At 59.2% G+C, this 21,136-nt stretch carries 17 protein-coding genes; 11 read left to right on the top strand and 6 right to left on the bottom strand.

What is annotated here, in order from left to right; genetic code table 11:
- Window positions 1-6: 6 nt before the first annotated feature.
- Together AOA62_RS13865 and AOA62_RS13860 are read right to left on the bottom strand one after the other, a co-directional pair.
- Window positions 7-609, bottom strand: a complete 603-nt coding sequence (locus tag AOA62_RS13865; protein ID WP_017137839.1) for a glutathione S-transferase family protein — start codon at window positions 607-609, stop codon at window positions 7-9.
- Between the two features lie 10 nt (window positions 610-619).
- Window positions 620-1,786 (bottom strand): PLP-dependent aminotransferase family protein, encoded by a 1,167-nt coding sequence (locus AOA62_RS13860; RefSeq protein WP_099548915.1) that lies wholly within the window; start codon window positions 1,784-1,786, stop codon window positions 620-622.
- An 81-nt stretch (window positions 1,787-1,867) separates the two neighbouring features.
- Here AOA62_RS13860 and AOA62_RS13855 point away from each other — a divergent pair, with 81 nt between their 5' ends.
- The 3 genes from AOA62_RS13855 (at window position 1,868) to AOA62_RS13845 (ending at window position 4,568) form a co-directional block, all read left to right on the top strand.
- The gene (locus AOA62_RS13855; protein ID WP_099548914.1) at window positions 1,868-2,302 is read left to right on the top strand and encodes a MarR family winged helix-turn-helix transcriptional regulator; all 435 of its coding nucleotides are present in this window, start codon (window positions 1,868-1,870) and stop codon (window positions 2,300-2,302) included.
- Window positions 2,303-2,529: 227 nt separating this feature from the next.
- Entirely contained in the window at window positions 2,530-3,876 is a 1,347-nt protein-coding gene (locus tag AOA62_RS13850; RefSeq protein WP_017137842.1) for an NCS2 family permease, read from the top strand.
- A 65-nt stretch (window positions 3,877-3,941) separates the two neighbouring features.
- Window positions 3,942-4,568: a LysE family translocator gene (locus AOA62_RS13845; RefSeq protein WP_099548913.1), complete on the top strand. Its 627-nt coding sequence runs from the start codon at window positions 3,942-3,944 to the stop codon at window positions 4,566-4,568.
- On the opposite strand, the gene AOA62_RS13840 is transcribed toward AOA62_RS13845, so the two are convergent.
- Window positions 4,558-9,792, bottom strand: coding sequence for a DUF6543 domain-containing protein (locus AOA62_RS13840; protein WP_099548912.1), 5,235 nt, complete (start codon window positions 9,790-9,792; stop codon window positions 4,558-4,560). The two genes, AOA62_RS13845 and AOA62_RS13840, sit on opposite strands and share 11 nt — an antisense overlap.
- A 163-nt stretch (window positions 9,793-9,955) precedes the next feature.
- Window positions 9,956-10,309: a hydroxyisourate hydrolase gene (gene uraH / locus AOA62_RS13835; protein ID WP_017137845.1), complete on the bottom strand. Its 354-nt coding sequence runs from the start codon at window positions 10,307-10,309 to the stop codon at window positions 9,956-9,958.
- A 390-nt stretch (window positions 10,310-10,699) separates the two neighbouring features.
- On the opposite strand from uraH, the gene puuE reads away from it, so the two are divergent.
- The 7 genes from puuE to AOA62_RS13800 all read left to right on the top strand — a co-directional run bounded on the left by puuE (window position 10,700) and on the right by AOA62_RS13800 (window position 17,916).
- Window positions 10,700-11,626: an allantoinase PuuE gene (puuE, locus tag AOA62_RS13830; protein WP_099548911.1), complete on the top strand. Its 927-nt coding sequence runs from the start codon at window positions 10,700-10,702 to the stop codon at window positions 11,624-11,626.
- Window positions 11,623-12,138, top strand: a complete 516-nt coding sequence (uraD, locus tag AOA62_RS13825; RefSeq protein ID WP_017137847.1) for a 2-oxo-4-hydroxy-4-carboxy-5-ureidoimidazoline decarboxylase — start codon at window positions 11,623-11,625, stop codon at window positions 12,136-12,138. Before puuE ends, uraD begins: the two co-directional genes overlap by 4 nt.
- Window positions 12,139-12,179: 41 nt before the next feature.
- The gene (gene alc, locus AOA62_RS13820) at window positions 12,180-13,175 is read left to right on the top strand and encodes an allantoicase (RefSeq protein WP_017137848.1); all 996 of its coding nucleotides are present in this window, start codon (window positions 12,180-12,182) and stop codon (window positions 13,173-13,175) included.
- Between the two features lie 127 nt (window positions 13,176-13,302).
- The gene (locus AOA62_RS13815; RefSeq protein ID WP_056861103.1) at window positions 13,303-13,806 is read left to right on the top strand and encodes an ureidoglycolate lyase; all 504 of its coding nucleotides are present in this window, start codon (window positions 13,303-13,305) and stop codon (window positions 13,804-13,806) included.
- A 51-nt stretch (window positions 13,807-13,857) separates the two neighbouring features.
- Complete coding sequence (locus tag AOA62_RS13810) at window positions 13,858-15,156, top strand: urate hydroxylase PuuD (RefSeq protein WP_017137850.1); 1,299 nt, start codon at window positions 13,858-13,860, stop codon at window positions 15,154-15,156.
- A 181-nt stretch (window positions 15,157-15,337) separates the two neighbouring features.
- Entirely contained in the window at window positions 15,338-16,684 is a 1,347-nt protein-coding gene (locus AOA62_RS13805) for a nucleobase:cation symporter-2 family protein (protein ID WP_099548910.1), read from the top strand.
- Window positions 16,685-17,130: 446 nt separating this feature from the next.
- A complete protein-coding gene (locus AOA62_RS13800) occupies window positions 17,131-17,916 on the top strand; it encodes an outer membrane protein OmpK (RefSeq protein WP_017137852.1) in 786 nt (261 codons plus the stop codon).
- Window positions 17,917-18,025: 109 nt separating this feature from the next.
- On the opposite strand, the gene AOA62_RS13795 is transcribed toward AOA62_RS13800, so the two are convergent.
- Together AOA62_RS13795 and AOA62_RS13790 are read right to left on the bottom strand one after the other, a co-directional pair.
- Complete coding sequence (locus AOA62_RS13795; RefSeq protein WP_099548909.1) at window positions 18,026-19,156, bottom strand: patatin-like phospholipase family protein; 1,131 nt, start codon at window positions 19,154-19,156, stop codon at window positions 18,026-18,028.
- Window positions 19,157-19,185: 29 nt separating this feature from the next.
- Entirely contained in the window at window positions 19,186-20,121 is a 936-nt protein-coding gene (locus tag AOA62_RS13790; protein WP_017137854.1) for a lipid A biosynthesis lauroyl acyltransferase, read from the bottom strand.
- A gap of 118 nt (window positions 20,122-20,239) precedes the next feature.
- On the opposite strand from AOA62_RS13790, the gene minC reads away from it, so the two are divergent.
- On the top strand, window positions 20,240-20,977 hold the full coding sequence (gene minC, locus AOA62_RS13785) for a septum site-determining protein MinC (RefSeq protein WP_017137855.1): 738 nt from the start codon (window positions 20,240-20,242) through the stop codon (window positions 20,975-20,977).
- Window positions 20,978-21,136 lie beyond the last annotated feature (159 nt).

The raw sequence follows: 21,136 nt of genomic DNA, 5'->3' as shown, positions 1-21,136 counted from the left end.
GTGAACTCAATCAAGCATCGCTACATGTTTTGGATGGCTCGCCACCCGCGCCAGCCACGCCTGCACACCCGGATAAGCGTCCAGCTCAAACCCACCCTCCTCGGCCACATGGGTATAGGCATACAACGCCACATCGGCGATGGAGAATTGATCGCCCACCAGATACGGGGTCAGTTGCAGTTGGCGCTCCATGACCTTGAGGGCCTTGTAGCCACCTTTGTGCAGCTTCTTGTATTCCTCAAGACGGTCTGCGGGCAAGCCCAGGTAAAACTGGATAAACCGCGCCACCGCAATATACGGTTCATGGCTGTACTGCTCGAAAAACTGCCACTGCAACACTTGCGTGCGCAGGCGTGGCTCGGACGGCAAAAATTCGCTGCCATCGGCCAGGAAGTTGAGAATCGCGTTGGACTCCCACAGGCAAGTGCCGTCTTCAAGTTCCAGCACCGGGATCTTGCCATTGGGGTTCTTGGCCAGGAACTCAGCCGTCTGGGTGTCGCCCTTGAGGATGTCGACATCGATCCATTGGTACGGGATGCCCAGCAGGTTGAGCATCAATTTGACCTTGTAGCAGTTGCCCGACTTGTAATCGCCATAAACCTTGTACATGGGGCTCCCCTTATGCCGCTTGCGCGTGCTGTGCTTGACGGACCACCGCGGCCAGGCGCTTGAGACCTTCGTCCAGACGGGCCGGGTCGATATGGCTGAAATTGAGGCGCAACGAACCCAAGTGTTGATCGGGCTCGGAAAAGAACGGTTCACCGGGCATGAACGCCACGTCCTGATCCAATGCTTGCGCCAACAAGGTGCGGGTGTCGAGGGGTTGTTTCAAGGTCAGCCAGAAGAATAATCCACCTTGAGGCACTTGCCAGTCGGCCAGGTCGCCAAAGTGGCGCTCCAGAGCCGACTGAAAGGCATCTCGACGTTCGCGGTAAAAGTCGCGTAACTGCGCCAGGTGTTGCTGGTACTTTTGCGTGCCGATCCACTGCATCGCTTGCCACTGGCCGATGCGGTTGGTGTGCAGGTCGGCCGATTGCTTGAGCTTGAGCAGGTGCGGGAACAAATCCTCGCTGGCGATCAGGTAACCGACGCGCAACCCCGGCAACAGGGTCTTGGAGACGGTGCCGGTGTAGATCCAGCTGGCTTTTTTCAACCGCCCGGCGATGGGCTGCGCACTGGCGCCGTCGAATGTCAGCTCGCGGTAGGGCTCGTCTTCGATCAGGGTTACGCCGAATTCATCGAGCAAGGCGGCCACGGCTGCGCGCTTGGCCTCGCTGTAGCGCACGGCCGAGGGGTTCTGGAAGGTCGGGATGAGGTAGATGAACGCCGGGTGATGGCGTTCGAGGCTGGCGCGCAGGGCAGCCAGGTTCGGGCCGTCGGCCTCCAGTTGCACGGTGAGGCAATCGGCGCCGAACAATTGGAAAATTTGCAGTGCAGCCAGGTAGGTCGGGCCTTCCAGCAAGACTTCAGTGCCCTTGTCGATGTACAGCTTGGCTGCCAGGTCGAGGGTTTGCTGGGAACCGCTGACCACCAGCACCTGACTGGCCTGGCACGGTAAGCCCAAGGCGCGGGCCTCGGCGGCGAGCAGTTCACGCAATTGCGGCTCGCCTTCGCTCATACCGTATTGGCCGATGTTCAGTGGCAGTTCATCCCAATTCAGTACCGGCAACATGGCTTCGGCGGGCAGGCCACCGGCGAACGACATCACTTGCGGGCGCTGGGCCGCCGCAAGAATTTCACGGATCAAGGAGCTTTTGAGGCGCGTAACACGTTCAGAGAAGGCCATAGGGTCACCGGTAGCGAAGTCGGGGGCAAATACGTCAAACTGGTTGACCGAAATTACGACGACTCGCGTGGATACGTCAATATGCTTGACCTTAAAAACCAGGGCAGCCAACAACAAGCCATGGAAGCCTTTTTCTTCGGCTACCAGGCTTTTACCGCCAAGGCCGACGAAATGCTCGAGCGCCGTGGCCTGAGCCGCGTGCATCAGCGCATCGTATTTTTTATCGCGCGTTACCCCGCCTTGAGCGTGAAGCAGCTGCTGGAGTTGCTTGGGGTGAGCAAGCAGGCGCTGAACATGCCATTGCGCCAATTGCAGGAAATGCACCTGGTCGACAGCGTTGCCTCCGAGGCCGACAAGCGCAAACGCCTGTTGGAACTGACTGAAGAAGGCCAACGTTTTGAGCAGTCACTGCGCCGCGAGCAAGTGAAGCTGTTGCAGCGTGCGTTCAGTGAAGCCGGTGAAGACGCCGTGGCTGGATGGTTGGCGGTGAATCAGGCCCTCGCCGGCCAGCCTTAACCCTATGCCACAACAAGCCGAAGAAACGCCGGCGCATCCGCCTTTCATCCCCTTTCGCAGACAAAATAGAAAACATTATTTGCTTTATTTGTATACAAAAGCATAATTCGCTTCGTGCGAGTTCCTGACCTATTGGTCAACAAAACCCGCCAGTACCTCAAAGCGCTGCTGCCCACCTCTGTGACCGGCGTTGGAAATAACAATAAAACTCTTGAGGAGTACTTGCTGTGGATAGCCAAAAAACCGAAGCCCCTACGCTGGACCTCGCCCCACCGCAAGGCGGCTGGCTGGAACGCCTGTTCAAACTGCGCTTGCATGGCACCACAGTGAGGACCGAGTTGATTGCCGGCCTCACCACCTTCATCACCATGGCCTATATCATCTTCGTCAACCCCAACATCATGGCCGACGCCGGTATCGATCACGGTGCGGCGTTCGTCGCCACCTGCATCGCCGCCGCGCTGGGCTGCCTGCTGATGGGGCTGTACGCCAACTGGCCGGTAGGTTTGGCACCGGGTATGGGCCTGAATGCGTTTTTCACCTACACCGTGGTCGGCACCATGGGCTACCACTGGGAAACCGCGCTGGGCGCAGTGTTTATTTCCGGCGTGCTGTTCATGGGCCTGACACTGTCGCGCGTGCGTGAATGGCTGCTCAACAGCATCCCTGTGAGCTTGCGTCATGCCATGGGCGCAGGCGTCGGTTTGTTCCTTGGGGTGATCGGCCTGAAGACCGCCGGCATTATCGTCGACAGCCCGGCCACCTTGATCAAGCTCGGTTCGCTGCACGAGCCTGCGCCATTGCTGGCGGCCGTGTGCTTCCTGTTGATTGCGATCCTCAGCTATCACCGGGTATTCGGCGCGATCCTGATCAGCATCATCGCCGTGACCCTCGCCGGTTGGGGCCTGGGCCTGGTGCACTACAACGGCATTCTCTCAACCCCACCGAGCCTGGCGCCGACATGGATGGCCATGGACATAAAAGGTGTATTCAATGTAAGCATGATAAGCGTGGTATTTGCTTTTCTTTTTGTACACATGTTCGACACCGCGGGTACACTGATGGGCGTCGCGCAACGGGCCGGACTGGTCAACGCCGATGGCAAGATCGATAACCTGTCCCGCGCGCTGAAGGCCGATAGTGCCTCCAGCGTGTTTGGCGCCATGGTCGGTGTGCCGCCGGTGACCAGCTATGTGGAAAGCGCGGCGGGTGTGGCCGCAGGTGGTCGCACCGGGCTGACCGCCGTGACCGTGGGCATCCTGTTCGTGGCCGCGATGTTTTTTGCGCCACTGGCGGGAATGATTCCGGCGTATGCCACCGCCGGCGCGCTGATTTACGTGGCGATGCTGATGATGGCGAGCATGGCCCATATCAACTGGGATGAGGCCACCGACAGCATTCCGGCGATTGTCACCGCGATCATGATGCCGTTGACCTTCTCGGTCGCCGACGGGATTGCCTTGGGCTTTATCACTTACGTGGCGCTCAAGGCAGGCACCGGCAAGTACCGTGAGATTTCTGTCAGCCTGTGGGTGCTGTGCGCGATCTTTATCGCCAAGTTCATCTTCCTGTAGTTCGGGAACGGCTGAAAAACCGCCTCACCTTCGGGTGGGGCTTTTGCATAGAGGGAGAAATGTAGATGAACCTGGATACCTGGCTGTTGTTCAGTGGTGCGGCACTGGTGGTGATCCTGATCCCCGGGCCGTTGTCGCTGTTGATGATCAGTAATAGCCTCAACTACGGCCTGCGCCGTTCGTACCCGGCGTTCCTGGGCGGGGTGTTTGCCTCGATCTGCCTGTTGAGCGCCTCGGCTCTGGGCCTGGGCGCATTGTTGCTGGCCTCCGAGCAGTTGTTCAGCGCCTTGAAAATCATCGGCGCGCTGTACCTGTTCTATCTGGCCTGGCAGAGCTGGCAGCAATCTCGCCTGCCAACCCATGGCGCCGAGGTACCGCAGGCGCCGGCGGTGCCGCGTTTTCGCGCACTGTTCGGCCGGGCCTTTGTGCTCGGCGCCAGCAACCCCAAGGATATCCTGTTCTTCGCCGCCTTCCTGCCGCAGTTCCTCAGTAGCCAGCAGCCGTTTCTGCCGCAACTGCTGATCATGATCGCGACCTGGACCGTACTCGACTTGCTCTGCAAGCTGGCTTACGGCCTCGGCGCCCACGGTGCCGCGCGTTACCTGCGCAGCGGCGCGGGCCAGAGCTGGTTCAATCGCGTCAGTGCCACGCTATTTGGCGGGGCGGCAACCGCAGCGCTGCTCAAGGGTTAAACGGCGCGACTTTGGCAAAATACACACTGGCGGGCTCTCCATAACGAACTTGCCACTGAATGCCTGCAACGATCCGAACCAGACGGTTTTGTGTCATGGCTTGATCAATGGCGGCAAACTCCGCCGAGAATGGCGACTGCGAACCGATACGCTCGCGAAACCAAGCCTCGGAGAGCTGCGGGGCCACCCTGGAACGCAGGCTGACGTTGCGATTATCGACCCAATTATTCAGCACAAAGTAAACCGAACTCGAATGCGGATGGGTGCAGTAAAAGTCCCTCGTACTGGCCCCGCCATGCCGCCTTGGAATGCTCCTGACGGTGAATCCATATCTTTCGAGTATCTGCCTGACAGCTGTGTGAACAGCTCGCGAACGAAGTACGCCGTTGCCGCGGCTGCGCCTGAGCAACGAGGGATCAAGGTGTAAGGGCGGCGTGAAATCCAGCCGCGTGCCTCCCGGCGCTACCCCATCGATCCCTATGTTAATGGTGAGGGCACCCGGCTCGCCCGCAGGCCGTAGCATTCTCAGCAGATCGGGCAGGCGGTCCGGGTTTCCCGGGGCCGTCCAACGGTCGAGTGTCGCCCTGATATTGAGTAAGTGCGTGGCCGTCACCCTGGGGCCGGTGTCCGCCAACTCAGTGAGACGGTCGGCGACAAACCGCCTGCTGCCCGGGGTCATAGCAGGAAAAGCCCGCCCCACCGTGACGTCCAGGCGTTCATTAAACAGCACTTGATGGGGCGTCCACAGCCCATTGGCACCCAGGCTCGCCGGTATCGGCTGCTCAGCAGCAGCCACGCCCAGCCAGCGCTCTATATCCACGGATGCCCTGAACGAAACATCCTGGTTTCTCATTATAAAGACGATGCTCGAAGACGACGCGTTTGTACCCTGGGGCAACAACCGATAGTAATCAGGCCCTAGTCGCAAGAGATCAAAGGCCGCCGCACCCGGCGTTGCAGCCACCCGGTATATATTTCGGCCCAGGGGCGGTACTTCGATCAGTGAGTCACTGCGCCGAAACCCCCACGCCTGCCAGGAACTGGTGGGCACAGGCAACGCGCGCAAATTCGCTTCCAGGCCCGTACGCGAAGGCGGTGACCAATCCGCTGCGCTTCTGGTGGGTGCCCAAGGTTGCCATACGCCTGAACTCGGCCCGGGCACCGGTGCATCGGCCCCTAACTGCCACTCGTGGGGCTGCTCGATGTGTAAAATCAGTTCATCTTGCCCTTCTCCCTGGCTCTTTTTCAGTCGCAGTCCCCATTCGTTCTCACGCTGATATACCGGGTAAATATCTTTACCCTCACGAATAAACTGCCGGCCATCTTTCGCGTACCGCCCTTTAGCGCCCGGCCCCGCCAATTCAATGGCCCCATCCAGTCCATCAGGGGACTGGAAGTGCTCCAGCAGGTGACGTGGCTTGATCGGTGACGGTTTCAGGCCTGCGCGGGTACCGAGCGTGACCCCTTGATGGCGATGCAAGCGGCCTAAAGCGACACGCGACACGCGCGCGCCTTTCGCGGAAGGACCAAAGGATGTCAGCACGTCGAAGAACGCAAGCATCGTCAAGAACGCCACATCCACAGCATCATGGGCAGACCCGCTGTAATGATAGCGCCGCGCTGCAAGCAGCATTTCATACAGGCTGATGCCAACACCCAGTACCGGGACAAAGCCCAGCAGCCCGCGAATCGTCGCGTCGTGCTGCTCCCCCAAACGCTGCTCGCGGTATTGCTCCAGCGCCTGGGAAGACTGGGATTGGGCTTGGGTACGCCGTTGCAGATCGAACACCTTAGCGTGGGCCAACAACGCCATGGCATTGCCACAGGTGGTGGGCGCAGCCGCTAACCAATGTTCAGGCTGCGACTCGATTTGCTCCTTGATCAATGCCTCGATGCTTTCATTGTCCACCGCCGGTTTTTTGTGCGGGGCCAAAAAAAACTCCACAAGCATGGCAACAAAACGATATAGACCGGGTTGACCCGGCTCAAGCGAGTGAGGCCGGCGGGGTTGCACCCCTGGGTCTTTATCGGGGTAGCCGGCCAGCGCCTGCGCCTCCCAACCTGGCGCCACCTGGCGCGCCAACGCCTTCTGGTTTTCGGGGAGTGCGCCGATAAGATTCAACGCCTTTTCTGCTTCGTCCAGACTGGCATACGCAACAATCACCCGGCTTGCCGCAGCCATGGGCCAATACACCACACAGAGCTTTGATAACCTGTCATGAATGAACAATAAGCCAGCAATGTGCCGATCATGTTCTGGGGTTGCGTCCATCAGGCGCAGAACCGCCAACTCTACGTCGAACCCATCTTTTTTCAGGTCACTTGCCGACCCAGCGGCCATCGCCAGGGTAAACAGACGCTGCGCTTTATCACTCAAACCTTGCTGGACCGCAGAGTACAGCTGCATCTGAGCGCGTTGTCGCAAAGCCCTATAGACCAAAGCCTGTGAGAGCCCAGGAGACGTGGCCGGAGTAGACGTCGGCGGATAAAATGCCTTGAGGATCCGCTTGTCGTACTCGCCCCCAAGATCGAGCGATGACAGGGTGTTGATCAGGTAACGCACGCTCAAGCGCTCTTTCCAGGCGGGGTCCAACCAGCGTGCGCGATTTAATCGCCAGCGGGTCCAGGGTGCCTTGGGGTCAAGGTTATGCAACGCTAATTGCAGCAGGCTGAAAGTGGTGCGCTGCGAGCTGACGACCTTTTTTGTATCGCGATCGCCCACTGCGCACTGACTCGACCAGCCACACAATTGGGAGCTGACATCATCGGGCAAATCTATCAGGGGTTTGTCGATATCCAGTCGCGGGTAAAACCCGTCCCGAGTCAATCGCGCAATCAAGCCATTACGGGCGAATGACTCCAAGTCCGGTAAATCCCGCCACAGTTTGTTCTCCACCGCAAAGGCATTCATCAGGTAACGGCGTAACAATCGTTTGTAGTGTCTTCGACTACCGGTTGAGGCAATGCCCAACCACGAGGGGAGTTTTTTCGCCTGAGTGGCTGCCATCTGCAACAGGTTGATATTGGCCAAGGCCAGTGTGCGAGCATCATTGGCGGGTACTTGCAGGCACTCGAACAACTCCTGGGCCAGTAACATTCGGCTCAACTGCGGATCGCTCACCTCACTGAACAACCGAACACCCCTGCCCACACGTTTGTTCAACGCCGCGTAACGTTGCATTAGCTTAATGAACAAGTCTTTGAGCATCGTGCGCTTGATGGCCTCATAACTCACTACCAATGGCGCATCCTTGGGCAACGCCTGGATCCAGCCCCGCGCAGCCACACGATGATCACGCTCGATGCAGCGCCACAACACGGAGCCATCGCGGCTTTTCAGGCTGGCTTGAAGCCCCTTGGCGAACGCGTTCACGTTGTCAAAGGGCACAAGCCCGCCATACAGACCCGTCACGTATAACAATACTGGGTGTGGGCCACTCGGGTGAGCCAGGGCCTGGTGGGTGGTCACGAGCAGAGCCCCCAGCAGCGGGTACAACTGGCCGGACTCACTGCCGACCGTTACTTGCAATACACAGGTATCAGCAGCACTGTCGCCAGGCACCCAAGACTCACTCAATACCGTATTCAATCGCTCCAGATGCACGGAAGGCATCAGGTTCAACTGTTGCTGCATCTGGGCTTCCAGAAGCAAAGCCCGGCGCAGGGCAGTCCCCACCAATGAGCCGCGATTAGACGTGCCCAAAGGCTGTTCAAGCCAGAACGCCTTTTCAAACATGCGCTCGTGCGGGGCACGGGCCAATTGACTCACGGTGCTCACTTGTTCCTGCCATCGCTGATCGAGGTTCAAAAAGTCTTGATAGGGTGCAGTGCTTTTGCCCACATCCGTCGGATCCAGCAGGGCCATCAAGCCTTTTTCGTAACGTTTGAGTTGCGCTTCACGGGTCTTGAGGGCGAGGTCCGGCGTCAAACTTGCACACACAATCTCACCGCTGCGGCGCTGATGATCCCACTCCGGCAAGGCGTCCAGGCTGTTTCCCAGCAGGAGGCTGCATGCCAGCCGGCGACGGCCTTTTTCGATGAATTTGAGGAAGCGTTTCACCTCAGGAGCGTTGAATTGCCCCACACCTTGAACGCCCACAGCCGCAGGGTTGATTGACAAGGCACAGGCCACCTCGTTATCCCACTGCGCCTCCAGCAGCTCGGTCGCACTGGCAAGCAACACGTCTTCCTGGTGTACACCAATAAGCTGAAGGGTAAACGCCTGAGGCGTAACACTGGGTGTGTTACACAGCTCATGCCAACGGCGCAGTGGCAAACACTGCCATAGCACCTGGCTCAAAGGGCCGTTGACCAGCGCAGGCAGATCACATTGCATTCGATACCAGGAACTGAACTCGTAAAACTCCCGAATCAGACCCGGCAGATAAATCACATGGGGCGTGTCCCCCGCGATGCCTTCACGATAAATATGCAAAGCGCCCGGCACAGGAACCAGTGCCCGATTTGTGCCAGGCCACGCCACCCTGCTCACTTGAATATTCGCCCACTCACCTGCGGCGCGACGGCGCGCATCGGCGCCGGGGATCTCCATGACTTTACGGACCATGGCATAGCCGCGGTCCGAGAGCTGGTAAACGCGATGGGCCAGCAGTGCATGCTCGGCGAACAAGGATTTTCGTAACTGGACCCAACGCTGCTTGCGCGTCAGCCAGGAGCCATAGGCCAGTTGCTGCCAATAGTCTCGTTCAGCCTTCTCAACCTGACCGAGCAGCGCCAACCCCTTCACACGTACCAACGCATCCCAAGCGGTAAACGGCAACGTCCGTGCCGGTTCGTCCTTGATACGCAATGTAGTGAACTGGTTAATGTCCAGCGGCACATCCGGATCAATGAGAAGTGCCAAGCCTTTTTCGGTCAGGCTGTAGACCTTCTGGGGCAAAGGCGGCGGCCGGAACTCGGTGAACAACAGCGTATCGGGGTCCAGCGCAAAGGCATTGCGTAATGCGCCCCGGATAATGCCCAAGACTCTCGGCGCACGCCCAATCAAGTCTTTTAAGAGTTTTACCGCCTCTCTGGCCCTGGCTTGGGCTTCGTACAGGCGATTGATTTCAAGGCTGGGCTGCGTGACCGCGTTTAGCCGTCGGGTCAGGAGTGTGCGAATCGCCGCATCACGCTGCGCGTCCGAGGTTTGCGGGTCATCAAAATTAAGCGCTTGCGCCGCAGCAGCCTCAGCGGCCAACCAGGCGGTGGTGTCGGTACTCATGGCGGACTGTTCCATACAGAAAAGCCGAGCCTAGGTACCTCGACCGCCCCAGGTGCGTTACATACTTGGGCGGCCCGTGAGCCATTCAGAATAAAAAAAGCCCGCAGTGTGGGCGGGCAAAAAACCAACGAAGAGCTTTGGGGGTGTGAAGCGAGGTGACGACTCAGCTACCGCGATAGGTGGAGTAGCTGTAAGGCGAAATCAGTAAAGGCACATGGTAGTGATCCTGTTCGGCGCTGATGCCAAAACGCAGCACGACGACGTCGAGAAACGCCGGTTCCGGCAATTGCACACCACGGGCGCGGTAGTAGTCGCCGGCGCTGAATTGCAGTTGGTAAACACCACTGCGGTAGTCGTCACCTTGCAGCAGCGGCGCATCGCAACGGCCGTCGCTGTTGGTGGTGGCAGTGGCAACCCGTTCCAGCTGCGCGCCGTCGACGCGGTACAGCTCGACCTTGATATTGCTACCGGGGCAGCCGTGTGCGGCGTCCAAAACGTGTGTGGTCAAACGTCCCATGGCGTCTTCGCGCCTCCTGAAGTCAGTAAAAGAGAAACCTGCACTTTTTCAGGGCATCGAAAAAGCCGGCGATGGCTGATTAAGACACTTTTTAAAAAAATTGTACACAATAAAAATCACAAAGCTTTGGATCTTCCCGTCGGTGTTGCTCGATGAGTCAATTCGTGAGTAAACCTTGCTTTTAAACGACCTTTTGTCCATTAACTGACCAGTCAGGCAAGTTTCTTGCTACAGCATCTGAACCCGGCGATACAGAAAAAATGCAGAAATGTAGGCTTACAAAGTGACAGATAAGTTGTATACAATCACTCATCGCTGTGACGCCACCCAGTCTTTTCACTGCCCGGCCGCCACACACACTTGCTATCACGAACAAGAAGGAAGACTGCAGTGAGCGCTGACTACCCACGCGACCTGATCGGTTACGGCAGTAACCCTCCTCACCCCCACTGGCCGGGCAAGGCACGCATTGCGCTGTCGTTCGTACTCAACTACGAAGAAGGCGGTGAGCGCAACATTTTGCACGGTGATAAAGAGTCCGAAGCCTTCCTCTCGGAAATGGTCTCGGCCCAGCCGCTGCAAGGCGCCCGCAACATGAGCATGGAGTCGCTGTACGAGTACGGCAGCCGTGCGGGTGTGTGGCGCATCCTCAAGCTGTTTAAAGAATTCGATATCCCGCTGACCATCTTCGCCGTCGCCATGGCCGCCCAGCGCCACCCGGATGTGATCCGCGCAATGGTCGACGCCGGCCACGAGATCTGCAGCCACGGCTACCGCTGGATCGACTACCAGTACATGGACGAGGCCCAGGAGCGCGAGCACATGCTCGAAGCCATCCGCATCCTCACCGAACTCACCGGCGAGCGCCCACTGGGCTGGTACACCGGCCGCACTGGCCCCAATACTCGCCGGCTGGTGATGGAGGAAGGCGGTTTCCTGTACGACTGCGACACCTATGACGACGACCTGCCCTACTGGGAGCCGAACAACCCGACCGGCAAGCCGCATTTGGTGATCCCTTATACCCTGGACACCAACGACATGCGCTTCACCCAGGTGCAGGGTTTCAACAAGGGCGATGACTTTTTCGAGTACCTCAAGGACGCGTTCGACGTGTTGTATGCCGAAGGGGCCGAGGCGCCGAAGATGCTTTCCATCGGCCTGCACTGCCGCCTGATCGGCCGCCCTGCACGCCTGGCTTCGTTGAAACGGTTTATCGAATACGCCAAAGGCCATGAACAGGTGTGGTTCACCCGTCGCGTTGACATCGCCCGTCACTGGCACGAAACCCACCCGCACACGGGAGCGGCGAAATGACTGCGTTCCAGACCCTGAAGCCATCGACCCTGAGCCGCGATGAATTTGTCGCCGCTTTCGCCGATATCTACGAACACTCGCCATGGGTGGCCGAAAAGGCCTTCGACCTGGGCCAGGACAGCTCGGTCGACCAGATCGAAACCCTGCACCAGCGCATGAGCGATATCCTGTTAAGCGCCGATCATGCCAGCCAGCTGGCGCTGATCAACGCTCACCCGGACCTGGCCGGCAAAGCTGCCGTCCAGGGCCAACTGACCCAAGCCAGCACCGATGAGCAAGCTGGCGCGGGGATTCACCAATGCACGGCCGAAGAGTTCTCGCGCTTCACCGAGCTGAACGATGCCTACAAGGCCAAGTTCAAGTTTCCCTTCATCATGGCGGTAAAAGGCAGCAACCGGCATCAGATCCTCGCTGCGTTCGAAACGCGCATTCACAATTCGGCAGACGCCGAGTTCAAATGCGCGCTGGCCGAGATCAACAAGATCGCGTTGTTCCGTTTACTGACCCTCTAACAGACCATCCCCAGCCACTCTATCTAAGGCAGACAAGAAGAATGAAAGCTTACGCCGTACCTTTCGAAAAGTTCGTCAACCTGGCCGATGCCCGCCTGGGCACCAAGATCATCTCGGTGACCGATGACTGGTTCGCTGACGCCAACCGCCTGTTCCAGCCGACCCCGGCCGTGTGGAAGGAGGGCGTTTTCGATGACAACGGCAAGTGGATGGACGGCTGGGAGTCACGCCGCAAGCGCTTCGAAGGCTACGACAGCGCGGTGATCCGCCTCGGCGTACCCGGCTCGATCAAGGGCGTGGACATCGACACTTCATTCTTCACCGGCAACTTCCCGCCATCGGCCTCCCTGGAAGCCTGCTTCCTGGCCTCGGGCGAGCCGGACGCCAACACCCAGTGGGTGGAAGTGCTGTCGGCCGTGGAGCTGCAAGGCAACAGCCACCACTACCACGAGATCAACAACGACCAGGCGTTCAGCCACCTGCGTTTCAACATCTACCCGGACGGCGGTGTGGCCCGTCTGCGTGTGTACGGCGTGCCGTTCCGCGACTGGTCCTCGGTGGGCGACAACGAACAGGTCGACCTGGCAGCGGCCCTCAACGGCGGTCGCGCCCTGGCGTGCTCCGACGAACACTTCGGCCGCATGAGCAACATCCTCAACCCGGGCCGTGGCATCAACATGGGCGACGGCTGGGAAACCGCCCGTCGTCGTACGCCAGGCAATGACTGGGTGATCGTCGCCCTGGGCCACCCCGGCGAGATCGAGAAAATCGTGGTCGACACCCTGCACTTCAAAGGCAACTACCCGGACACCTGCTCGATCCAGGGCGCGTTCGTGAAGGGCGGCACCGACAGCCAGATCGAAACCCAATCGCTGTTCTGGCGCGAGCTGCTGCCGGCGCAGAAACTGGAAATGCACGCTGAACACACGTTTGCCGAGCAGATCAAGGCACTGGGGCCGATTACCCACATCCGCCTGAACGTGTTCCCGGATGGTGGTGTGAGCCGCCTGCGGGTCCTCGGTAAAGTCGCTAAATAAGCGGTGAGCCCATCGCAGGCAAGCCAGCTCCCACATTTGAATGTATTCACAGATCAAAATGTGGGAGCCGGGCTTGCCCGCGATAGCAATAGAACAAACAACACAGAATCCGGATAAGAAGACAGCCATGCGCACACTAGTGATCGAACCCCTGACCAAAGAAGCCTTCGCCCCTTTCGGAGACGTTATCGAAACCGATGGCAGCGATCACTTCATGATCAATAACGGGTCGACCATGCGCTTTCACAAGCTGGCCACGGTAGAAACCGCCCAGCCTGAAGACAACGCAATCATCAGCATCTTCCGCGCCGATGCGCAGGACATGCCGCTGACCGTGTGTATGCTGGAAAGACACCCGCTGGGCAGCCAGGCCTTCATCCCGCTGCTCGGCAACCCCTTTCTGATCGTGGTCGCGCCACTTGGCGATGAACCTGTATCGGGCTTGGTCCGCGCCTTCGTCACCAACGGCAGGCAGGGCATTAATTACCATCGCGGCGTCTGGCACCACCCGGTGCTGACGATCGAAAAGCGGGATGACTTCCTGGTGGTTGATCGCAGTGGCACAGGCAATAACTGCGATGAGCATTTTTTCAAAGAGGATGAGCGGTTGATCCTCGCCCCCCACCAATAAGAGAAGGTCTGATCACCCGACAACAAGGGTGACAGGCGAGAGGTAAAGACTGTGGAAGCACATTTGATGGAATGGCTGAACCTTAGCGTGCGCTGGGTTCACATGATCACTGGCGTCGCGTGGATCGGCGCTTCCTTCTATTTTGTCTGGCTGGAAAACAACCTTAATCGCGTCAATCCCAAAGACGGCCTGGCCGGTGACTTATGGGCGATTCACGGTGGCGGTATCTACCACCTGGAAAAATACAAACTGGCCCCGCCGACCATGCCGGACAACCTGCATTGGTTCAAATGGGAAGCCTATTTCACCTGGATGTCGGGCATCGCGCTGCTGTGCGTAGTGTTCTACGCCAACCCGACCTTGTACCTGCTGGCCCCGGGCAGCAGCCTCAGTGGCCCCGAAGGCGTACTGCTGGGCATTGGCTCACTGTTCGTCGGCTGGTTCATCTATTCCTTTCTGTGCGATTCGGCGCTGGGCAAACGCCCTGCCCTGCTCGGCTTTATCCTGTTTGTACTGTTGATTGCGGCCGCTTACGGCTTCAGCAAGGTCTTCAGCGGTCGCGGTGCTTACCTGCACGTAGGTGCGGTGATCGGCACCATCATGGTCGGTAACGTATTCCGCATCATCATGCCCGCCCAGCGCGCGCTGGTAGCGGCCATCGCCGAGAACCGCACACCTGACCCGGCGCTGCCGGCCAAGGGTCTGCTGCGTTCGCGTCACAACAACTACTTCACCTTGCCGGTGCTGTTCATCATGATCAGCAACCACTTCCCGAGCACCTACGGCAGCCAATACAACTGGCTGATCCTGGCGGGTATCGCGGTGGCAGCGGTGTTGGTGCGTCACTACTTCAACACACGGCATAACAGCCAGAAGTATGCGTGGACGTTGCCGGTGGGCGCATTGGCGATGATTTGCCTGGCGTATGTGACCGGTCCTAAACCTGTTTCGACTGCGCCTGACGTGGCCAAGGCACCCGCGGCCATCGAGTACCAGCCATTGCCGGAAACCGCATTGGGCGGTGGCTTGAAACCTGCTGCGCCAGCCGCACCCGCTGCAGAACCTGCTGCGGCACCGGCCCAGGCGACGATTGATTTCGACAAGGTGCATGGCGTGATCCAGGAACGCTGCGCCGTGTGCCATTCGGCCAAGCCCACCAGCCCGCTGTTCAGCACCGCACCGGCAGGCGTGATGTTCGATACCCCGGCGCAGATTCAGCAGCAGGCGGCGCGTATTCAAGCGCAGGCCGTGGCCAGCCAGATCATGCCGCTGGGCAACATCACCCAGATGACCCAGCAGGAACGGGATTTGATTGGCACCTGGATCAACCAGGGGGCGCGCACTAACTGACAGCCTGAGTAACACAAATCCAAAATGTGGGAGCTGGCTTGCCTGCGATAGCGGTGCATCAGCCACCAGATGAGTTGCTGAGCCAGCGCCATCGCAGGCAAGCCAGCTCCCACAGGGATTTGTGGTGATTTACAGAGTGCGTTCCAAACAACACAACAATAAAAAAGATCCGAGGTGTTGCATGACCGAGTTAGTCGAACCGCAGATTCCCGCCGCACCCGCCATGGTGCGGCTGCCCCTCTTGCAACTGATTCTGGTAGGCCTGCAACACGTCTTGCTGATGTACGGCGGCGCCGTCGCCGTACCCCTGATCATTGGCCAGGCCGCAGGCTTGAGCCGTGAAGAAATCGCCTTTCTGATCAACGCCGATCTGCTCGTGGCGGGCATTGCCACCATGGTGCAGTCATTCGGCATCGGCCCGGTGGGCATTCGCATGCCGGTGATGATGGGCGCCAGTTTCGCCGCCGTCGGCAGCATGGTGGCCATGGCCGGCATGCCTGGCATCGGCCTGCAGGGCATCTTCGGCGCGACCATCGCTGCCGGTTTTTTCGGCATGCTGATCGCGCCGTTCATGTCCAAGGTCGTGCGGTTTTTCCCGCCCTTGGTGACCGGCACCGTGATCACTGCCATCGGCCTGTCGCTGTTCCCCGTGGCCGTGAACTGGGCCGGTGGCGGCAGTGCCGCCGCCACCTTCGGCTCGCCGGTTTACCTGGCGATTGCCGCGCTGGTACTGGCCACCATCTTACTGATCAACCGTTTCATGCGCGGCTTCTGGGTAAATATCTCGGTGCTGATCGGCATGGCGCTCGGCTATGGCTTGTGCGGCCTGCTCGGCATGGTCGACCTCGGCGGCCTGTCCCAGGCACCGTGGGTGCAAGTGGTGACGCCACTGCATTTCGGCATGCCCAAGTTCGAGTTGGCACCGATCCTGTCGATGTGCCTGGTGGTGGTGATCATCTTCGTCGAGTCCACCGGGATGTTTCTTGCGCTGGGCAAAATCACCGGCCAGGAGGTCACGCCAAGGATGCTGCGCCGTGGCCTGTTGTGTGACGCTGGCGCCTCATTTTTCGCCGGTTTCTTCAATACGTTTACTCACTCCTCATTCGCCCAGAATATCGGCCTGGTGCAGATGACCGGCGTGCGTTGCCGCTCGGTGACGATCATGGCCGGGGCGTTCCTGATTGTGCTGAGCCTGCTGCCCAAAGCCGCCTTTTTGGTGGCATCGATTCCACCGGCAGTATTGGGCGGCGCCGCCATTGCCATGTTCGGCATGGTCGCGGCGACGGGCATCAAGATCCTGCAGGAGGCCGACATTGCCGACCGCCGCAACCAGTTGCTGGTGGCAGTCAGCATCGGCATGGGCCTGATCCCGGTGGTGCGCCCGGAATTCTTCGCGCAATTGCCCCTGTGGATGAGTCCGATTACCCACAGTGGAATCGCCATGGCCACCCTCAGCGCCTTGTCGCTGAACATCCTGTTCAACATCCTCGGCGGTTCGGAACGCCCCGCGGTCGCCCACACGCATTGATTTGGCCTGTTAGCAAACAACAACAAAAATAATAACCAACAGGAAATACCCACATGCACCCTATTCACCTGGGGCCGGCCACAAGCCGCGCCCCATTCTCGCCCCCTGCGCTCTCTAACAGCGCACTTGAGCCAAGGCCTGGGAGCCAGTATTCTCCGCGCCCGCTCGAATCGACTCAAAAAAAAACAGCGAATGTAAAAGCTGACTGCAGGGCCAACTTATCCTGGCCCAATGTCTGCGGCCAACGTGCAGAAAAAAACCTCCGGATTCGACTGCATCAAGTGCAGCCGAAGGCCTTTTATTGGCTTTTTAAACACCTTGGCGCAGCTCTTGCTAAAAGCATTAAAGCTGACCAAACAGACGATTTTTGCAGCGAACCAAAAGGCGCCACACCAGAGCGCCTGCGTAGAAAAACAACCATAAAACTTTGACTCGGGAGCAACCGAATGAAACCTATGTTCAAAGGCCTGATGCTGGCAGGATCCCTGCTGGCCGGCGGCCAAGCCGTGGCAGGCGATTTGTTGCAGTGGCAGAACAACAGCCTGACGTACCTGTGGGGCAAGAACTTCACCGTTAACCCGCAGATCCAGCAAACCGTCACCTTCGAGCACGCCGATGCGTGGAAGTACGGCGACAACTTCCTGTTCGTCGACCGCATCTTTTACAACGGCAAGGAAGACGGCAACGTCGGCCCAAGCACCTACTACGGCGAGTTCAGCCCACGGTTGTCGTTCGGCAAGATCTTCGACAAAGACCTCTCGTTCGGCCCGATCAAAGATGTGCTGCTGGCCTTCACTTACGAGTTCGGCGAAGGCGATAACGAGTCGTACCTGCTGGGCCCGGGCTTTGACCTGAACATCCCTGGCTTCGACTACTTCCAGTTGAACTTCTACCAGCGCCAGACCGAAGGCAACCGCCCGGGCGATGGCGTGTGGCAGATCACGCCGGTGTGGTCGTACACCATTCCCGTGGGCAACTCCAACGTGCTGATCGACGGCTTCATGGACTGGGTGGTGGACAACGACAGGAACGCCCGTGGCACTTACCACGCCAACCTGCACTTCAACCCACAGGTCAAGTACGACTTGGGCAAGGCGCTGCATTGGGGCGAGAAGCAGCTGTATGTCGGCTTCGAATATGACTACTGGAAGAACAAGTACGGGATCGAAGATTCCGGCGCGTTCAAGACTAACCAGGACACGGCGAGCTTCCTGGTCAAGTATCACTTCTGATTGAGCAACACCAATCCCCTGTGGGAGCTGGCTTGCCTGCGATAGCGATCTGTCAGCCAACATAGTTGGTACAGGAATACCGCTATCGCAGGCAAGCCAGCTCCCACATTTAGTTCACTGTCAGCCCAAGGAATTTGGACAATTCCTCGCGCTTGGCAAGTGCGTCCTTGCGCCCCAGCTCAATCAACTCGCTGCAATACCCCGCCTCGAACAACAAGTAACTCAACACCCCCGCCCCACTGGTCTTGGTCGCCCCCGGACCGCGCAAGAACAGACGCAACGCCGCCGGCAATTCCTGCCGATGCCGCGCCGCGATTTGATCGATCGGCTGGCTGGGCGCAATCACCAGCACCTCTACCGGCGCCAGCCCCGGCGCAACATGGCTGAATTGGTTCAGACGCTCCAACAGCTCAATATCGCTTTCCAGGCTGTCAATAAACGTGCTGTTAAGCATATGCCCACCAATCTGCGCCAAGGTCGGCTCCTGGCCAGTGTAAGTACGTTGCACCGAAGGTTCATTGCCACGCGGGTTGCCGCTCACGCCCACCACCAGCACCCGGCTGGCACCCAGGTGCAAGGCCGGGCTGATGGGCGCGGATTGGCGCACGGCACCGTCACCAAAATATTCCTGGTCGAGTTTGACCGGCGCAAACAGCAAGGGGATCGCGGAGCTGGCCAGCAAGTGCTCAACCGTCAGTTGGGTCGGCACACCGATGCGCCGATGGCGCAGCCAGGCATCGATCTTACCGCCGCCCTGATAGAAGGTCACCGCTTGCCCGGACTCATAACCAAAGGCCGTGACCGCGACTGCATGCAGATGCTTGTTGCGGATCGCCTCATCAATGCCGTGCAGGTGCAGTTTGTCGTTGAGCAAGTCGCGCAACGGCGCACTGTTGAGCAACGCCACCGGCACCTGGGCACCCAGGCCCAACAGGCTATGGATAAAGAAACGGCTGGCCTGGTGCACCACGCCCGGCCAATCGCTGCGCAGCACCAGATGGCTGCGAAAGCCCTGCCAGAAGGCGGTAAGGCGTTGGATGGCCGCAGTGAAATCCGTGGCGCCACTGGCCAGGCTCACCGCATTGATCGCGCCGGCGGAGGTGCCGACAATCACCGGAAAAGGATTCGGCGCCCCCGGCGGCAGCAACTCGGCAATCGCCGCCAGTACGCCCACCTGATACGCCGCTCGCGCCCCGCCACCGGAAAGAATCAAGCCTGTGACCGGTTCAGCTGGGCGCATTGCGTCACTCCCTGGAAGAAAAGTAGCGGTTACCGGCGGCGCGGTTCGTACAGCTTAGCCTCGCCGGGCGGGCGGCTCTTGAAGCGCCGGTGCGTCCACAGGTACTGCTCGGGGCATTCGCGCACCGAGGCTTCGACCCACTGGTTGATGCGCAGGCAGTCAACCTCGTCGCTCTCACCGGGGAAGTCGGTCAGCGGCGGGTGGATCACCAGGCGATAACCGCTGCCATCGGCCAGGCGCTCCTGGGTGAAGGGCATCACCAGCGCCTTGCCCAGCCGCGCAAACTTGCTGGTGGCGGTCACGGTAGCGGCCTGGATGCCGAACAGCGGAACAAAAATGCTTTGCTTGGCGCCGTAGTCTTGATCCGGCGCATACCAGATGGCGCGGCCCGAACGCAGCAGCTTGAGCATGCCGCGCACGTCGTCGCGCTCTACCGCCAGGGAATCGAGGTTGTGCCGCTCACGGCCACGGCGCTGAATGAAGTCGAACAGCGGGTTGCCGTGCTCGCGGTACATGCCATCAATGGTGTGCTTCTGCCCGAGTAGGGCCGCGCCAATTTCCAGGGTGGTGAAGTGCAACGCCATCAGGATCACACCCTTGCCATCCAGATGCGCCTGCTTCAAATGCTCAAGCCCTTCGACATGGGCCAGGCGTGCCAGGCGCGATTTGGGCCACCACCAGCTCATGGCCATCTCGAAGAAAGCGATGCCGGTGGACGCGAAGTTTTCCTTGAGCAGCCGTTTACGTTCCTTGGCGGATTTTTCCGGGAAGCACAGCTCGAGGTTGCGCGCGGCGATGCGGCGGCGATCAGCAGCCACACGGTACATGCCGGCACCAAGTAATCGACCAATGGTCAGCAATGCACGGTAGGGCAACTGGGTAATCAGCCACAGCAGGCCGAGTCCCAGCCATAACAGCCAAAAGCGCGGGTGAAAAAATACAGCTCGAAAACGCGGGCGATCCATTACAGATTCCGGTAAAGACAAGGGCCGCGCATTCTACAACGTTCGACTCGGCTTGCGGCCCGTGGTTGTTATCGTTATAAGTCTCGACACTTTTCGTGACAAGCCGCTTTTGCCGACCATGAGCCAAACCGAACCGCTAGACCAAGATCCCGTGTTCCAGCTGAAAGGCAGCATGCTCGCCATCACCGTGCTGGAACTGGCCCGCAACGACCTCGACGCCCTGGACCGCCAGCTCGCCGCCAAGGTCGCCCTGGCGCCGAACTTCTTCAACAATGCCCCGCTGGTACTGGCCCTGGACAAACTCCCGGCCGGCCAAGGCGCGATTGATTTGCCCGGCTTGATGCGCGTCTGCCGCTCCCACGGCTTGCGCACCCTGGCCATACGCGCCAGCCGTATCGAAGACATTGCCGCGGCCATCGCAATTGAACTGCCCGTATTGCCACCCTCCGGTGCCCGCGAGCGCCCGCTCGAACCGCTGGAAGGTGAAGTGAAGAAAAAACCGGAAAAACCGCCGGAACCTGCGGTCAAGCCTACAAAGATCATCACCTCCCCCGTACGCGGCGGGCAGCAGATTTACGCCCAGGGTGGCGATCTGGTGGTGATCTCCTCGGTTAGCCCCGGGGCGGAACTTCTGGCCGATGGCAACATCCATGTATACGGCCCCATGCGCGGACGTGCCCTCGCCGGCATCAAGGGCGATACCAAGGCGCGGATTTTTTGCCAGCAGTTGAGCGCTGAGCTAGTGTCCATCGCAGGCCAGTACAAGGTTTCAGAAGATTTGCGCCGTGATCCGCTGTGGGGGGCCGGGGTGCAGGTCAGCCTGTCGGGCGATGTGTTGAACATCATCCGTCTTTAACGGATACTGCCGCATTTTCCAAGCATCTCTAGACTCTGATAGCAAAGCGAAACCGGCAAGACTTGTGTAGGAATAATTGGAAGTTGGCGTTTCCCTGCGGAAACCACATCTTTTTCCTACAAAGGCTGTCCGCCTGCAGCGAGTTCCAAGAGATGTTTT

This window comes from Pseudomonas sp. 2995-3 (assembly GCF_002742565.1).
In the GTDB taxonomy this organism is placed as follows: Bacteria; Pseudomonadota; Gammaproteobacteria; order Pseudomonadales; family Pseudomonadaceae; genus Aquipseudomonas; species Aquipseudomonas edaphica.
The sequence above is the reverse complement of the archived record's forward strand: the minus strand, read 5'-3'. Positions and strand labels throughout refer to the sequence as shown.

Excerpts from the sequence above, each read along its gene's own strand:
- AOA62_RS13815 (WP_056861103.1), top strand. The coding sequence starts at position 13,303 with ATGCGCACACTAGTGATCGAACCCCTGACCAAAGAAGCCTTCGCCCCT.
- AOA62_RS13860 (WP_099548915.1), bottom strand. The coding sequence starts at position 1,786 with ATGGCCTTCTCTGAACGTGTTACGCGCCTCAAAAGCTCCTTGATCCGT.
- AOA62_RS13805 (WP_099548910.1), top strand. The coding sequence starts at position 15,338 with ATGACCGAGTTAGTCGAACCGCAGATTCCCGCCGCACCCGCCATGGTG.
- AOA62_RS13790 (WP_017137854.1), bottom strand. The coding sequence starts at position 20,121 with ATGGATCGCCCGCGTTTTCGAGCTGTATTTTTTCACCCGCGCTTTTGG.
- AOA62_RS13795 (WP_099548909.1), bottom strand. The coding sequence starts at position 19,156 with ATGCGCCCAGCTGAACCGGTCACAGGCTTGATTCTTTCCGGTGGCGGG.
- AOA62_RS13840 (WP_099548912.1), bottom strand. The coding sequence starts at position 9,792 with ATGAGTACCGACACCACCGCCTGGTTGGCCGCTGAGGCTGCTGCGGCG.
- AOA62_RS13845 (WP_099548913.1), top strand. The coding sequence starts at position 3,942 with ATGAACCTGGATACCTGGCTGTTGTTCAGTGGTGCGGCACTGGTGGTG.
- AOA62_RS13855 (WP_099548914.1), top strand. The coding sequence starts at position 1,868 with ATGCTTGACCTTAAAAACCAGGGCAGCCAACAACAAGCCATGGAAGCC.
- AOA62_RS13865 (WP_017137839.1), bottom strand. The coding sequence starts at position 609 with ATGTACAAGGTTTATGGCGATTACAAGTCGGGCAACTGCTACAAGGTC.
- uraD (WP_017137847.1), top strand. The coding sequence starts at position 11,623 with ATGACTGCGTTCCAGACCCTGAAGCCATCGACCCTGAGCCGCGATGAA.
- minC (WP_017137855.1), top strand. The coding sequence starts at position 20,240 with ATGAGCCAAACCGAACCGCTAGACCAAGATCCCGTGTTCCAGCTGAAA.
- alc (WP_017137848.1), top strand. The coding sequence starts at position 12,180 with ATGAAAGCTTACGCCGTACCTTTCGAAAAGTTCGTCAACCTGGCCGAT.
- AOA62_RS13800 (WP_017137852.1), top strand. The coding sequence starts at position 17,131 with ATGAAACCTATGTTCAAAGGCCTGATGCTGGCAGGATCCCTGCTGGCC.
- uraH (WP_017137845.1), bottom strand. The coding sequence starts at position 10,309 with ATGGGACGTTTGACCACACACGTTTTGGACGCCGCACACGGCTGCCCC.